This window comes from Microbaculum marinum, assembly GCF_037855135.1.
In the GTDB taxonomy this organism is placed as follows: domain Bacteria; phylum Pseudomonadota; class Alphaproteobacteria; order Rhizobiales; family Tepidamorphaceae; genus Microbaculum; species Microbaculum marinum.
Genome location: NZ_JAZHOF010000007.1, coordinates 205,770 through 220,158 on the forward strand (window position 1 = coordinate 205,770; position 14,389 = coordinate 220,158).

Sequence of the window (14,389 nt, forward strand, 5' to 3'; positions counted from 1 at the left end):
GGGCCTATAGCGGCGGGAGCGACTTGCCTATGCCGCGCCCGCCAGCCGTTCGAGCGCCTGGGAGAGCTTGGCGCGCGCCTCGTCGGCATCGTTGCGGCGTTCGCGCTGCTCCTCGACCACATGCTCAGGCGCCCGCGAGACGAAGTTCTGGTTGGTGAGCTTGGCGTCGAGCTTGCCGATCTCGTCGGTCAGCTTCCTGAGCTCCTTTTCCAGCCGCGCGCGCTCGGCGCCGAGGTCGACGACGTCGGCGATCGGCAGGGCCAGAGTGGCGTCTCCGACGACGGTCTGAACCGATCCGGCCGGCGCGGCAGCGGCCGTGGTGATCTCCTCGAGGCGGGCGAGCCGCTTCAACGGCTCGTCGTAACGGGCCGCACGGGCTTCCGTTTCTCCGGTGGCGCCGACCAGGACGAGCGGCAGGCGAGCGCCGGCCGGGACGTTCATCTCGGAGCGCACGGACCGGACGGCAGTGACCAGATCGATCAGCCAGTCTATGTCCGCCTTCGCCTCAGCGTCGACGAGGCCGGAGAAGTTAGGCCATTCGGCCAGCGCCAGCATTTCGTCGCCGGACTGCCCCTCGCCGAGACGCGCCCACAGTTCCTCGGTGACGTAGGGCATGAACGGATGCAGGATCTTCAGGATCTGGTCGATAACCCAGGCGGCCGTCGCGCGGGTCTCTTCCTTGGCCGGCCCGTCCTCGCCCGCCAGGACGGGCTTTGCCAGTTCCAGGTACCAGTCGCAGAAGACGTTCCAGACGAAGCGGTAGGCGCCGCCGGCTGCCTCGTTGAACCGGTAGGTCTCGATGCCCTCCGTGACGGTACGCGCAGCGGCCTCGACCTCGCCGACGATCCAGCGGTTCAGCGTTTCCCCGACGGCGGCCGGATCGAAGCCGTCGACGCGCGCGCAGCCGTTCATTTCGCAGAAGCGCGCCGCGTTCCACAGCTTGGTCGCGAAGTTGCGGTAACCCTCGACACGGGATTCCGACAGCTTGATGTCGCGGCCCTGGGCGGCCATGGCCGACAGCGTGAAGCGCAGGGCGTCGGCGCCGTACTTGGCGACGAGATCGAGCGGGTCGATGACGTTGCCCTTCGACTTCGACATCTTCTGCCCCTTCTCGTCGCGGACCAGGGCATGGATGTAGACGGTGTGGAACGGCACCTCCTTCATGAAATAAAGGCCCATCATCATCATCCGGGCGACCCAGAAGAAGATGATGTCGAAGCCGGTAACCAGCACGTCGGTCTTGTAGTAGCGCTTCAGTTCCGGCGTCTGCTCGGGCCAGCCGAGCGTCGAGAACGGCCAAAGCGCCGAGGAGAACCATGTGTCGAGGACGTCGGGATCGCGTTGCAGGGTGACATCGTCGCCGTACCTGGCGCGCGCCGCCGCATAGGCCTCCTCCTCGCTGTGGGCGACGAAGACCTCGCCGTCGGGCGCATACCAGGCCGGGATCTGGTGCCCCCACCAAAGCTGGCGGGAAATGCACCAGGGCTGGATGTTGCGCATCCACTCGAAATAGGTCTTCTCCCAGTTGCGCGGGACAAACACGGTTTCGCCCCGCTCGACGGCCTCGATGGCCGGCCTGGCGAGCGTCGCAGCATCGACGTACCACTGGTCGGTGAGCCACGGCTCGATGACGACGTTCGACCGGTCGCCGTAGGGCACCATGAGGACGTGGTCGTCGATCTTCTCGAGCAGTCCCTGCTCTTCCAGGTCCGCAACGATCTGCCTGCGCGCCTCGAACCGGTCCAGGCCCCGGTATTTCTCCGGCGCCTCGTCGCTTATGCGGGCATGGGCATCGAAGATGTTGATCATCGCAAGGCCGTGGCGCTTGCCGACCTCGAAGTCGTTGAAATCGTGGGCAGGCGTGATCTTGACGGCGCCGGATCCCTGCTCGGGATCGGCGTATTCGTCGGCGATGATCGGGATCTCGCGACCGACCAGCGGCAGAACGACGGTCTTGCCGACAAGGTCGGTATATCGCTCGTCATCCGCGTGGACCGCGACGGCGGTGTCGCCGAGCATGGTCTCCGGCCGCGTCGTCGCGACGACGATGTAACGCCCGGGCTCATCCTTGACCGGGTAACGCAGGTGCCAGAGGTGGCCCCTGGTCTCGACCGGCTGGACCTCCAGGTCGGAGATCGCGGTCAACAGCTTCGGGTCCCAGTTGACGAGCCGCTTGTCCTTGTAGATCAGGCCGGCCCGGTAAAGCTCGACGAAGACCTTGAGGACGGCCTCGGAGAGGCCCTCGTCCATGGTGAAGCGCTCGCGGCTCCAGTCGCAAGAGGCGCCGAGGCGCTTGAGCTGGTTGATGATCGTCCCGCCGGACTGGCCCTTCCACGACCAGACGCGACGGATGAACTCGTCGCGCCCCATGTCACGGCGATGGAGACCGGATTCCTCGAGCTGTCGCTCGACGACCATCTGCGTCGCGATGCCGGCATGGTCCATGCCCGGCTGCCACAGCGCGTCCATGCCGCGCATGCGCTCGAAGCGGATCAGCACGTCCTGCAGGGTGTTGTTGAGGGCGTGACCCATGTGCAGGCTGCCCGTGACGTTGGGCGGCGGGATGACGATGCAGTAGGGCTTGCCCGCCGCGCGGTCGGGACGTCCCGCGCGGAATACGCCAGCCTCCTCCCAGGACTCGTAAATCCGGGATTCCACCTCTGAGGGGGTGAAGGTCTTGTCGAGCATGGCGTGTCCAGTACAAGGTCAGTATGCGAGGCCGCGCACCGTAAAGCCCGAGCCGGGCGCCGAGTCAACACGCTGGCGACTGCATCCGTGACGCGGAGCGACCAGGCCTGATATCCGGGAGGAGCCGATGATCGTCCGGCGGTGGAGAGGTTGGGCCCTGCCCGAGCGGCGCAACGCCTACCGGGACCATTTCGAGCGCAACGTCCTGCCCGAACTGAAGGCCATAGACGGCTTCCACGGAGCCGAACTGCTCGAGCGCGAAGACAATGGCCGCGTCGAGTACGTGGTCGAAACCAGATGGGCCTCGTTCGACGCGATCAGAGCGTTCGCAGGCGACACGCCGGACCTCGCGGTCGTCGAACCCGAAGCGGTCGCCGCTCTGGAGGACTTCGACCGCACCGTACACCACTACTCCATCGTGGCGACGTCGTAGCGATCTTCGGGCCAGTACGCGGGCCCGGCGCCGGCTTCAGCGGCGGCCGCGCGAAACGCGTTCGATTTCCTGCTGCACAAGCTGCTCGACGATCACCGGCAGATTTTCGTCCAGCCACTCCTTGAGCATCGGTCGCAGCATCTCGCCGACGAAATCCTCGAGTGTGCGCGGCGCCCGCGGCGCAGTTGCCGCATCCGTCGCGGGCGGCATCGTCTCGGCCAGCCGACCGAACGCCGAGGAAATCATGGCGTCCGAGCGGGCCGACAGCAGACCCTGCACCGCCGCAGCACGATCCGCGGGGGGCGTGGTGCCGACGGAGGCCGGGGCCGCGGATGCGAAGGGTCCGGGGGCGGCGTCCGCGGCGGGAGCCGGCTCGCCGAAACGGTCGTCAAGCGGGTCATAGGGCGCCGGCTCCTGATCGGCAGCCCCTTGCGCACCAGACTCGTCGCCGAGGTCTTCGGCGGCCCCGGCAGATACGGCGGCCGTCTCTTCCGGCGTGTCGGGCGTCTCGTTCCAATGCGGCACCTGGAACGGTTCTTCGACCGGATCGGCCGATGCCGTGCCGTCCAGGCCGCCGACGGTGTCCTCGCCCTCCCCAGCGCCCTCCCCCGCGACCTCGTCGTCGACCATGTCGTCGGTCAGCTCGAAGATGTCATCGGCGGGTGCAGGGCTACCGGCCGGATAGGCATCTCCGGTCACAGCCGTTCGGGGCGGGACGTCGTGATCCGGGTCCAGATAGGAATCGTGGCCAGCCGGCGCCTCGTCGCGAAACGGCGGGCGCGGAGCCGAGCCTTGCTCGTACGCGGCGGCCGCCTGGGCGGCCCGTGCCGGATCCCCCCTGCCGGACAGCGACGCAGCCGATCCGGACAGGCCCACGCCGTCGTCGCTTTCGGAAATGATCCGCCGGATGGAGGCGAGTATCTCCTCCATCGTCGGCTCGGGAGCCGGGGTCGGCCTGCTCATATCTACCCCCTCGTACTGCTACACAAATCGGGAGCCCGCCGATGTTCGGTCGCCTCGCCCGGGCGCGAGCGACGGGACGGCCCGTCCCCGGGGACGGGCTCCAGCATGAGTCAGCAGGTGATTCGCGGCAATGGGAGAACGCGGGGCGGCAGGGCTTTTCCCCGCGCGAATTTCACCGGATCCGCGAAACCGGTCCCGGCCGCCATCCGCGCGACGGCCCTGGCCGACGTCACGGCTCCAGGTCCGCTGCCTGCGCTGTTACTGGCCGCGCTGTTACTGGCCGCTGGGCGTGCGCAGGCCGAACCACTTGTCGCGGACCTGCTCGTAATGCTGCGCGGGCTGATATTCCTGGACGGCGAGCCGCAGGTAGTTGGCCGTGAGCCGGCCCACCGCGGACTGCAGGGCGTAGGAGGCCACGACCCGGTCGCTTTCGGCGAAGACCAGCGAGACCTTTGAATCAAGCAGCGTCTGCTCGGCGTCGAGCACGTCCAGCGTGGTACGCTGACCGACCTTGGCCTCCTCGCGGACGCCGTTGAGGGCGATCTGCGCGGCCTTCACCTGCGCCTGGGCGGAGGTGATCGAGGCGGTCGCCGCCTCCAGCGAGCCCCACGCCGACACGACGGCTGCGCGGACCTGCTGGCGAGCGGAATCGACCAGCAGGAGCGCCTGGGTGCGCGTTTCCTTGGCCTGGCGGACCTGGGAATACTCGAAGCCGCCCTGATAGATCGGCACGGTCACCTGAACGCCGACCTGCCCCGAGGACTGGGTATCGAGCACGCCGTTCGGATTGATGAAGTGGCTGACGCTGCCCTGAAGCTCGACGGTCGGCAGCAGGGTGCCCTCCGCCACCTTGACGTTGTAGGCGGCCGCCTCCTCAGCATAGATCGAGGCGATGATCGCCGGATGGTCGCTGTGGGCGAGCCTGATCGAGTCGTCCAGCGAGGTGGGAATCGACTTGGTCGGCGTGCCGGGAGCGAGATTGACCGGGTCCCGGCCGATCACCTGGCGGTAGACCGCCTTCGACGACAGGAGGTCGGATTCCGACGCGTTCAGCAGCGTGTAGGCGCCGCTGAGGGCGGCTTCGGCCTGGGCCACGTCCGTGTTGGTCACCTCGCCGACCTGAAACCGGTCGCGGGTCGCCCGCAGCTGCTCGTCGAGAACCTCGATGTTCTGCCGGTTCAGCTCGACGATCGCCTGGTTGGTGAGCACGTCCATGTAGGCCTGGACGGCGCTGAACAGCGTGTTCTGCTCGGTGTTGCGCAACACCTCGCGGTTCGAGCGGACGTTCGCTTCGGCCGACTTGGTGGAGTTCACCGTCTGGAAGCCGCGAAACAACGGCTGGACGATCGACAGGGTCGCGCCGGTGGTGGAATACCGGCTCGACCCGCCCGGATCGGAGTAGTTGCGGGTGTGCTGGACGACCCCCGTGGCAAAGATCTGCGGACGCCATCCGGCCAGCGCCTGGGGGACCTGCTCGTCGACGGCGCGCAAGCTGGCGCGCTGGGCGTTGAGGTCCGGGTTGCTCGTGTATGCGGACGCCATGGCCGACATCAGGGTCTCGGCGCTCGCGATGCTCGGATACAGGCCCGCGGCCACGGCGGCAGCCAGCGCGAACGCCCGCCATCCCGCGCCGACCCAGCCGATTCGGACGGATTCGTTCGCTGTCATGAAACTCCGCGACGCCGCATACTTAGCCATGGTTAACCGTTGGTCGCTCTGCTGGCGAGTTGGCGGAACACTAGCCGCTGAATCACATCAACTGAAGGCCGGTGACCCGGCCCTAGCGGCATTTGCCGCATAGTGCCGCATTAAGGACACAGTAACCACCCCGAAAAGGTGGTCAGAAGACGAACTCCGGCGTCCTCTCGAAGCCCGGGAGACGGCCGACATTGACGTCGAATGCAATGCGCGAACTGATGTCGCCGCCGATCGAGGTGAACAGGGTCGCCTTGCCGACGGGACCGTGGACGACGGGTGCGACAAGTCGTCCGCCGTCGCGAAGCTGGGCGAACAGCGCGTCGGGAATCCGCTCGACCGCGCCCTCCATGACGATCACGTCGTAGGGGCCCTGGCTGGCATATCCCTCGACCAAGTCGCCGGTCACCACGGCCGCGTTGCCGATGCCCAGATCGACCAGTTGCCGTTCCGCCTTCTCGGCGAGATCCGGGTCGCTCTCCAGGCCGACCACCGATTCGGCGACGCGGGCGAGGACCGCCGTGGAGTAACCGGTGCCGCAGCCGACATCCAGGACCAGATCGCCCGGCTGTATCGCGGCGAGCTGCACAAGGCGGGCGAACGGCATCGGCTCCATCAGGAATCGCCTCTCGCCGGGCCGGTCGCCCTCCTTCACCGTGATGTCCTCGTCGATGTAGGCGAGATCGCGCATCGCCGCGGGGACGAAGCGTTCGCGCGGGATCTCGAGAAACGCCGCGACGAGCGCGCGGTCGGTGACGTCGTTGGTGCGGATCTGCGATTCGACCATGTTGCGACGTGCCAGAGCGAAATCAATCATGCCCCACCTTAGGCTTGCGTTGCGGCCTGGATACTCTTCGGATGCGTCGTCGTGCGGCCGGGCACGCCGTCGCGCCCGTCCGGCATCCGCCGGCACGCTATATCAAACGTCCCGAAAGACAAGATACGCTGCGGCACCCTCCGGCACCAGATGCCGCCACGCCGGGCGCCACGCCAGCCGGGGCAACGGCAAGTTCAGGCTTGCCAATCCACCGGGCCGCAAATAAGTATCGCGACCCGAAGGCCACGTGGCGGAGTGGTGACGCAGCGGACTGCAAATCCGTATACCCCGGTTCGATTCCGGGCGTGGCCTCCAAATCTCACACATGCATCCGGCCCGGGCGGCCCCGACGGCAAGTCAGAGGCTGGCGCTTCCCGGCCCCCTGCCCGCCGCCTCGTGGAATCCGCGGCGGGGATCGCGGGTGCGCCCCGGCCCTCCCTCGGTCATCGCGCCGGCCAGGATGGCGCGGCCGATGCGGATGCAGGTGGCGCCGAGATCGATCGCGACCTCGTGGTCGCGGCTCATCCCCATGACGCATTCACGCAGCCGGTGGCGGTCGGCGAACGCCCGCAGTGCCCTGAAATGGGGCGCCGGATCCTCGTCGACTGGCGGGATCGCCATCGCTCCGACGACCGCGAGCCCGGCCTCGCGCATGGCGTCCAGGGCGCGATCGGCATCGGCGAAGGCGAACCCGCCCTTCTGCGGTTCGCCGCCGCAGTTGATCTGGATGCAGACAGGCGGAACGCTGCGGCCGGCGGCGACGAGCCTCCGCAGGACCGCGATCTCGGCGTCGCGGCCGACCCCCTCGAGCAGATCGAAGACCTCGCAGGCCCGTCCGATCTTGTTGGTCTGCAGCCTGCCGAAGCCGTGCAGCCTCAGGTCCGGGGCAAGCCCGCGCAGGCCCGGCCATTTTCCGGCGACCTCCTGCACGTACTTCTCTGCAAAGCAGCGATGGCCCGCACCGATCAGCGCGGCAATCGTTGCGGCGCAGCGGCCTTCGGTGGCCAGGAACACCTTGCCGCCGTCGCGCTGGAACTGCCGGATGACCGGGCGCGCCATGAACGATCGGTGCCGCTCCACGAGCCCTGCCCGCCACTCCATCAGCGCGAGCCCGCGATCCGTCGCCACAGCGCGGACGAGGAAACGCCCGGCGTGTAGGCAATGCGCACGCGCATGTGCTCGGGCAGGTCGGCGCAATCGGCCAGCTTCACCGCCAGTTCGCGTTCATCGGAGGCGCCGAAGGCGTAGACGTCGAATCCGTGGCGGGCCATGAAGGCGCGGTCGATGACCTTCGGGCCGTCGCCGATGACCGCGTCGACCCATCGGCACGCCCCGATCACCTCCATCCGCTCGGCCTGCGTCTGCAGCGGCGGGCGCCCCTTGTAGGCGGCCACCCGCTCGTCGCCGACCACGCAGACCGTCAGGTGCGAGCCGAGTTCGCGAGCGGCCCGAAAGAAGCGGACGTGGCCGGCGTGCAGGATGTCGCCGACAACCTTGGCATAGATCGACTGCCCCGCCATCAGCCCGTCCCGCAGCGGCGCTCGAAGGCGAGGATCTCGTCGACCGCATCGGCCACCCGGTCGCGGGCGCGACCGTCGGTCAGGGTGCCGAACAGCTGCGCCTTCCGGGCCAGGCGCACGGGCCGCCGCACCTCCGGGTCGGCCAGTTCCGCCAGCACCGCATCGGCCAGCGCCTCGGCGCTGTCGACCCGCCGGCCGATGTCGCGCCAGGTCCACTCGATGCCGTCCGGATCATAGGCCTGCGGGTGAGCGATCCGATCCGGATTGTCCACCAGGACGATCGGCCGGTCGAGCGCGAGGAAGTGGAACACCGCGCTCGACACGTCGGACACCAGCAGATCGGCGCCGAGAAGGATCGGCATCAGGTCGTCGTCGTGATCGTGGAGGACCACATTGGGATGACCGGCGGCAAGTTGCGCCCACAGATCGATCAGTTCGGGCTGCGCAACGGCGATATGCGGGTGCGGCTTGATGCCGATGCCGATACCGGTGTCAGCCCCGCGGATGTTCTCCACCAGCCGGGGGCCGAGCATGGCGGCGGAACTGAGCGCGGGATTCCACGTCGGCGCGTAGACGACGTTGGTCGCGCAACCTGCAATCCGCACCGGCTCGGCGTCGCCCCGAAACAACGGGTCGGACTGGATCAGGCCGGTGGCGAAGAACCGTCTGCGCGGCGTGTGGCCGCGGGCCGTCAGACGGGCCGCCGTCTCCTCTCCCGCCACGCAGATGTAATCGACGAGGCCATAGTGCAGGCCGGGCTGGTTCTTGCTGATCAACCCGTGTCCGACGTGCAGCAGCGGGATGCCCGGAAAGGTCTCGTTCAGGTAGCGCGCGGCGCCCGCATCGGCGGTGATCAGCAGGTCCGGAACCCGGACGGGCCGGCGACCGGCGCGAACGTCCTCAAGGCGCAGCAGTTCGGTCGAATGGCCGCGCGATCCCAGAATGGTCTGCAACGGCACCAGCATCGTCTTGTGCCAGTCATAGACCAGTATGATGGCGATGTTGTCGCCGCCCTCCTGCACACCAACCCCCGATGGAATCGCGCTCCGCCCCCGTCCAGTCTTCAATGCCCTCGCAGGTTTTGCAATGGACGGCCAGGCCCCGCCGGCAGGCCGCCGGCACCGGATGGCAGGCGAGTGCGTCCGCCCGGGAGACGTGCTTTTGCCGGCGGTGAGCACCGGCGGCATCATCCCGGATCGGGTCGCGCGGCGTCGTCGTCGGCAGCAGTCGGCGCGGCCGCCGCCCGGGCCGAAGCCGCGCCACTCGCCGGGCCGCCCCGCCGGGCGCCGAACCTGCGGCCGATCCATACCTCGAGGCGCCGGCGCAGGCGCCGCACCGCCGGCAGGTCGACCGACAGGATCAGCAGTCCCAGCGGAATCATCCAGAAGCCGAGCACGGGCAGGAACCCGAGCAGTCCGCCCGCCACGCACAGCGTGCCGGCCGCCACCCTGGCGCGGCGGGATCCGGGAACCCGGAACCGCCGTCCGGCGACATTCACGTATGCCGGCACACTGGCCGGCCCTTCCGGTGCGGGCCCGGGCGATTCCTGCTGCATGCGACCGACATATACGACCGCCGCCGCAAATCCAGCAATCGCCGCCCGCACCACCGGCTCCGGCATCACATGTGCATCTTGCACCGATGCACCTTTGCATCCGCACCAAGGTTTGCTATAGCGCATCGCGTGACGCCTGAGCGTCGCCTGATCCCCGGTAGCTCAGTTGGTAGAGCAAGCGGCTGTTAACCGCTGGGTCGCTGGTTCGAGTCCGGCCCGGGGAGCCAACAGTTTCAAGGCCTTGGCGAGAAATCGCCGAGGCCTTTTTCTTTCGAGGGCAACGCATCGTCGGTGACGAAGGCTCTCATCATAGGGTTTCGGTATCGGCTTCATTTTTGCCGCCGAGGCTGAGAACTCGCCAGAGTCCTTGCGGAAGATGGTGGCGTTCCGTTCCGGGCGCGCCGAGAAATACCCTCAGCAAGAGTTATGGTGTTATCCCGTCACCATCGAACGGCGACGTCACCGGACCCAAGGTCGAGCCTAGGTATCGCGCACCCGACAGTTTGATGTCATTCCGTAAACCGGTCGATCCAGCAATTGCTGAGGTCATCCGAGACCGTCCCTAGCCGAATAGAGGAGAAACGCCTACTGCTCATCCTCGATTTGGCCACCGGCCTGCTCATAGATGCTCTTCAGCTGCTCGGCCAGCATGCCCGATAGCATTTCTTCCATTGCCGAAACGTCGATTTTCCCTTCGGCATAAGCGGCGTCCGCGGCATCGAGTGCCTCAAAATATGGACTCCGGTCTTGAACTATTTGCTCCGGGATAGTTGGAGATCCCGGCAGTAAGTATCCCAACCTTACACAAAGCACGACGTAAGAAAGAGCCCTCGATGTTCGTCCATTTCCATCTGCAAATGGATGTATCCAATTCAATCGCCACATCACATATGCAGAAAGATGTAAGGCGGAAGTTGTATCCCATTGCTCGTTGACGTAGTCGCACATCTCTTCCACAAGTTCGGGCACGAGGTGCGCACCTGGAGGTTGGTGCTTGCTTCCCTCGATTTCGACACCTGCGGGTCGAAAGTTGCCGGCATATGCACTAATGTCTCGCAGAGCAGCCCGGTGTAGCGCCAGAAGGGCCGATAGCCGGAGGCGAAATCGGCCGCGCTCTATCGCTTGCTGCGCTATTTGCTCTGCAATATCGAACTGGCGAAGGCCATTTCTGGCCTCCGCCTCCGCTTTCGCTTGCGGATCGGTGACTAATTCTGCATCCAGCGCTAGGCTGTGACGTTGCTCTTTTGAGTCGTCCTCGGCCATGGAGATGGATCGACGCTACTTCGATTGCGAGTCGATCCTTGCTAGAAGCTCCGCTTGCTCATCGACCATCGCCCGCGTTATCCGGGAATTCTCAATACCGGTATTGCCATACGCGAAACTGCGACGCTGTTCCTCGCGCTGTTCGGAGGTCGCATGCACTTTCTTGGCAGCTTCGATCAGTGTGTTGAGTGCGCTTGCCATTCGGCTACCTCCCCATTCTGAATGAGCACTGTAGACCATGTCGCTTACGGTACTTCCCCATTCCTTACCCGCGTTTTTACGAACCAGTCAAAATGTTTTGAAAATCGCCGTAAACGCAGAGGGCGTTCGCCCGACCCACAAACTGGCAACCAGATACATAGGGCCGAATCGCCACTTTGCGAGCAGCCGCACCGCTCAAATGCCAACGCCTACCCCCCAAACCCACGCGCAAAATGGCGGGGCGGCGGGCGCTGGTCCCGGACCGGTGATCTGATCATCGTAGAGATTTCTGTTCCCGTCCCCCGGTTGCCATCCGGACCCTACGGAAGCTAGGGTCCGGGCCCGGTCCGCGGGCGGCAGACTGCAGACACCGCCCCGGGACGGGTGTGTCGGCCGGGGACGTCGCGTCATCCGGCCCGGCGGGCCGTCCGGTGGATCGATAGTGAAGGAACGGCATGAGGGGCACGATCGACGAGCAGCGGTGTCGCCGTTCCGGTGCAATTCGTCTGAAAGCTTAGGACCGAAGGGAAGATCATGAGCTGGAATGGACTGATCGGACTGGCGGCGGCTGCGGCGTTGCTGCTGTTTTCCGCGCCGGGCATCGCCAAGGACAAGGGGCGTCAGATCGACGTTCCGGCCCGCCAGGACCGTGGCGAGCGTGCGAACGTCCGGCACGCCCGGATCGCCCTGTACTATTCCCCCGTCGGAGGCGTGTTGCGCAGCAAGGGGGTGGACAAGGTGACGAGCCCTCATCCCGGCATCTACTGCATCAAACCCACCCGCAACCTCGACACATCCAAATTTATCGCAAGCGTGTCCGTCGACTGGTTCGAATCGGATGGAGCAGACGTGATGGCCCAATGGGCAGGGCTCGCGGTGAACTGTCCCGACATATACAAGTGGTTTCAGGTGCGGACCTATGAACTGGACCTGCGCGACGGATCCTATCCGAACCCGTCCGACCGGGTCGGATTCACGTTCATAGTGCCGTGACGCCTCCGTCACGGCGCCGGGGTCCGCACGGCGCCGCGGCACGTCGCGTTCGCGCCCGACAAGGACACCGTCCCGCCTTGATAAGGACACGGGCACAGACGACATAGGCTGTCGACGATGCAGGGTTTCGCAAGCCAGGGTCCAACCCGAGGGTCAGGCGACGGCCCGTTGCCACTACCGCTGCCGCAGGCGGTCATCTGAGGCGTTCGACTATCAGATACAGGAGATCGTTCGTGCCGGAAGACAACAATCCCCAGGGAAGCGGGACGGCCACCGCCCCCGTCGTGCAGCAGGTGGCAATGACCGAGGAAGGCGACGGGCTGACCGTGACGTTCACCGTCAGCACGGACGGAAAGAACGCCGAGCCGGTGCGGGTTCATGTGCCTGCCAAGATGGCGAAGCGGTTCGGCCGACACATGCGGCAGGCCGCCAGGAAGATGCTCGGGGAGGACGTTCCGGAGTCGTAGTGGCGCGCCGGCAGCGGCCGGTCGACGTACCTCCCACCCCCAGTCCGCTCAGTCGTCGCGTTCGGCAATCAGCAGCGGACCGAGCCTTTGCCGGACCGAAGGGCTTGCCTCTCCGTCTCTGGGCGTCCGGTCGAGCGCCACGTCGCGCGCGGCGCGTACGCCATCGATGCGCACTTTGCTGGCCCGCTCACCACGAAACGCGTTGAAGCCCTGGACCCCGATGCGGGTGTAGTAGCTGAACCGGTCGATGGAGGTGAGCACCGTCGCCGCTTCCCGGTCGTCCAGCCGGATGTCGGCGCGGCCGCCGCCAAGATGATAGAGATGGACGATCCCTTCCAGGAGCCGCTCCCGACCCAGGTCGAGGGATGCCGTCTGTCCGTCGCCCAGCAGCACCAGATCCAGTTCCAGATTGCTCAGCGAAACGCGCTCATGCCGCAGTTCCGGCAGCAGATCGGCCAAGTCGAGGAACCTGCGACGGACGGGCTTACCGGCAGGCGATGCACCCGGGCGCAAGGGCGCGTTCACGAACTCCAGCAGGAAAGGCAGTGCCCGCTCGGCCTGGAAACGCGTTCCGTGCGTCGTGGTATGAACGCCGTCGCGGACAAGCGACCGAACAAAATGCTCACCCACCTCGGCGATCAGTCCCTCGGCGAGGTCGAGCACCGGGATCCCGTACTCTGCGCAGAAGGCCCGCGTGATGGCGTTGAAGTCGACCACGACCTTTCCCCCGAAATCGCGGTAGAGCACCAGGAAGGCAGGGCCGGCGCCGATCTCTCGCGTGGTGAGCACCATGTCCGCCAGCAGTTCCCGGGCAATCGCTTCGGTGCGGTAGGGATGGATGGCGAAGGCCGATGTGTTGACCTCGAACAGAACGTGGCTGAAGGGGCCGTGCTGGCGGTCGGCAAGTCGCACGAAGGGAGGAATAGCGAAGGGCTGCAGCGCGCCGAGACCGACCCGGACGATCTCGCCGCCGGGACATTCGCGAGCAAAGTCGTACTTGAGCACCGTGGCGTAGCCGGTCGGCATGGCGGTGTTCGAGAAGCCGATAAGCAGCACCTTCGGCGCTGCCGGACCCGCGGCCTCGGAAAAATGACCGCTCACGCGGGCTCGTCCTGTCGAAAATAGTGTCGATCACCCGAAACCGCCCCCATAGCTTCAATCAGTCGCCGCTCGTCGCGTTGCATCTGCATTATCCCCGCGCGCCAGAAAGTATCGTTTGCCCCGCAGAAGGGCCGATGCCGCGATCCGGTCCGTTCCGCGCCTGCTGATAGCCTTACCTTAGGGAATTTGGAACCAGCCGGCGTCTCAAACGTCGACAATGGGAACCAACCGAGGAGCAAGGCTGATGTATCGCAAGCATGTCGTTACCGGGGTGATCGCAGGAGCCATGATGCTGACCCACGGCACGGCGGCGGTCAGCCAGACGGCTGGAGCAACCCTTCTGATGGCGCAGCAGGACGGCGTCGGCACGGGTGCACCGGACCCGCGACTCGAGGTTCCGGAGGTTCCGGGCGTGCCCAGCATCACCGATCCGCCCGAGACCCGCATTCCCGAACAGATGTATCCCTGCAATCCGGGGGCGTTCGAACCGTCGGACGAGGTGGGCGAGCCGGAGACGCCTGCAATCGTCGACGACTGCGAGGACGTCATCGCACCGCCCCCGAGCGGCGACGGTGAAATCGACGTGGAGCCGCCGGAACCGAACGCCGGCTCGATGCCGGTCATCAAGCCGCAGGAACTCCAGACGAACTGAACCCGAAAAACGGCGGGAGCCGGCGATCCGCGAAAGCGCCG

At 66.3% G+C, this 14,389-nt stretch carries 14 protein-coding genes, 2 tRNA genes and 1 pseudogene; 6 read left to right on the forward strand and 11 right to left on the reverse strand.

The annotated features are described in order from the left end of the window. Positions 1 to 27 precede the first annotated feature (27 nt). Positions 28 to 2,688, reverse strand: coding sequence for a valine--tRNA ligase (locus tag V3328_RS17655; RefSeq protein WP_340331015.1), 2,661 nt, complete (start codon positions 2,686 to 2,688; stop codon positions 28 to 30). Between the two features lie 127 nt (positions 2,689 to 2,815). Here V3328_RS17655 and V3328_RS17660 point away from each other — a divergent pair, with 127 nt between their 5' ends. Then, on the forward strand, positions 2,816 to 3,121 hold the full coding sequence (locus V3328_RS17660; RefSeq protein WP_340331016.1) for an antibiotic biosynthesis monooxygenase family protein: 306 nt from the start codon (positions 2,816 to 2,818) through the stop codon (positions 3,119 to 3,121). Positions 3,122 to 3,157: 36 nt separating this feature from the next. Here V3328_RS17660 and V3328_RS17665 read toward each other — a convergent pair whose 3' ends face one another. The 3 genes from V3328_RS17665 to V3328_RS17675 form a co-directional block, all read right to left on the reverse strand. Beyond that, positions 3,158 to 4,051, reverse strand: coding sequence for a DUF2497 domain-containing protein (locus V3328_RS17665; RefSeq protein WP_340331017.1), 894 nt, complete (start codon positions 4,049 to 4,051; stop codon positions 3,158 to 3,160). A gap of 306 nt (positions 4,052 to 4,357) precedes the next feature. After that, positions 4,358 to 5,752, reverse strand: coding sequence for a TolC family outer membrane protein (locus tag V3328_RS17670; protein WP_340331018.1), 1,395 nt, complete (start codon positions 5,750 to 5,752; stop codon positions 4,358 to 4,360). A gap of 172 nt (positions 5,753 to 5,924) precedes the next feature. Beyond that, the gene (locus V3328_RS17675; RefSeq protein WP_340331019.1) at positions 5,925 to 6,596 is read right to left on the reverse strand and encodes a protein-L-isoaspartate O-methyltransferase family protein; all 672 of its coding nucleotides are present in this window, start codon (positions 6,594 to 6,596) and stop codon (positions 5,925 to 5,927) included. Between the two features lie 241 nt (positions 6,597 to 6,837). Here V3328_RS17675 and V3328_RS17680 point away from each other — a divergent pair. Continuing rightward, positions 6,838 to 6,911 (forward strand) — tRNA-Cys (locus V3328_RS17680). A 42-nt stretch (positions 6,912 to 6,953) separates the two neighbouring features. On the opposite strand, the gene V3328_RS17685 is transcribed toward V3328_RS17680, so the two are convergent. The 4 genes and pseudogenes from V3328_RS17685 to V3328_RS17700 form a co-directional block, all read right to left on the reverse strand. Then, positions 6,954 to 7,697 (reverse strand): alanine racemase, encoded by a 744-nt coding sequence (locus tag V3328_RS17685; RefSeq protein ID WP_340331020.1) that lies wholly within the window; start codon positions 7,695 to 7,697, stop codon positions 6,954 to 6,956. Then, the gene (locus tag V3328_RS17690) at positions 7,697 to 8,116 is read right to left on the reverse strand and encodes an FAD synthase family protein (RefSeq protein WP_340331021.1); all 420 of its coding nucleotides are present in this window, start codon (positions 8,114 to 8,116) and stop codon (positions 7,697 to 7,699) included. The genes V3328_RS17685 and V3328_RS17690 overlap by 1 nt, the downstream gene beginning before the upstream one ends. Beyond that, on the reverse strand, positions 8,116 to 9,138 hold the full coding sequence (locus tag V3328_RS17695; RefSeq protein WP_340331022.1) for a CDP-glycerol glycerophosphotransferase family protein: 1,023 nt from the start codon (positions 9,136 to 9,138) through the stop codon (positions 8,116 to 8,118). The genes V3328_RS17690 and V3328_RS17695 overlap by 1 nt, the downstream gene beginning before the upstream one ends. A 257-nt stretch (positions 9,139 to 9,395) precedes the next feature. Next, a pseudogene (locus V3328_RS17700) lies at positions 9,396 to 9,671 on the reverse strand (hypothetical protein); the annotation flags it as partial. Between the two features lie 151 nt (positions 9,672 to 9,822). Here V3328_RS17700 and V3328_RS17705 point away from each other — a divergent pair. After that, a tRNA-Asn gene (locus V3328_RS17705) sits at positions 9,823 to 9,898 on the forward strand. Positions 9,899 to 10,256: 358 nt separating this feature from the next. On the opposite strand, the gene V3328_RS17710 is transcribed toward V3328_RS17705, so the two are convergent. Together V3328_RS17710 and V3328_RS17715 are read right to left on the reverse strand one after the other, a co-directional pair. Further along, positions 10,257 to 10,934, reverse strand: a complete 678-nt coding sequence (locus V3328_RS17710; RefSeq protein WP_340331023.1) for a Fic family protein — start codon at positions 10,932 to 10,934, stop codon at positions 10,257 to 10,259. Positions 10,935 to 10,949: 15 nt separating this feature from the next. Further along, positions 10,950 to 11,135, reverse strand: coding sequence for a hypothetical protein (locus tag V3328_RS17715; RefSeq protein WP_340331024.1), 186 nt, complete (start codon positions 11,133 to 11,135; stop codon positions 10,950 to 10,952). Between the two features lie 534 nt (positions 11,136 to 11,669). Between V3328_RS17715 and V3328_RS17720 the strand changes: the two genes are divergently transcribed. Next, positions 11,670 to 12,128 carry a hypothetical protein gene (locus V3328_RS17720; RefSeq protein ID WP_340331025.1) on the forward strand — a complete coding sequence of 153 codons (459 nt, stop codon included), beginning with the start codon at positions 11,670 to 11,672 and terminating at the stop codon, positions 12,126 to 12,128. 233 nt (positions 12,129 to 12,361) lie between these two features. Further along, positions 12,362 to 12,595, forward strand: coding sequence for a hypothetical protein (locus tag V3328_RS17725; RefSeq protein WP_340331026.1), 234 nt, complete (start codon positions 12,362 to 12,364; stop codon positions 12,593 to 12,595). A 48-nt stretch (positions 12,596 to 12,643) separates the two neighbouring features. Here the strand turns inward: V3328_RS17725 and V3328_RS17730 are convergent, their stop codons facing one another. Further along, entirely contained in the window at positions 12,644 to 13,696 is a 1,053-nt protein-coding gene (locus V3328_RS17730; protein ID WP_340331027.1) for a hypothetical protein, read from the reverse strand. 244 nt (positions 13,697 to 13,940) lie between these two features. On the opposite strand from V3328_RS17730, the gene V3328_RS17735 reads away from it, so the two are divergent. After that, the gene (locus V3328_RS17735; protein ID WP_340331028.1) at positions 13,941 to 14,348 is read left to right on the forward strand and encodes a hypothetical protein; all 408 of its coding nucleotides are present in this window, start codon (positions 13,941 to 13,943) and stop codon (positions 14,346 to 14,348) included. The last annotated feature ends 41 nt before the right edge of the window (positions 14,349 to 14,389 follow it).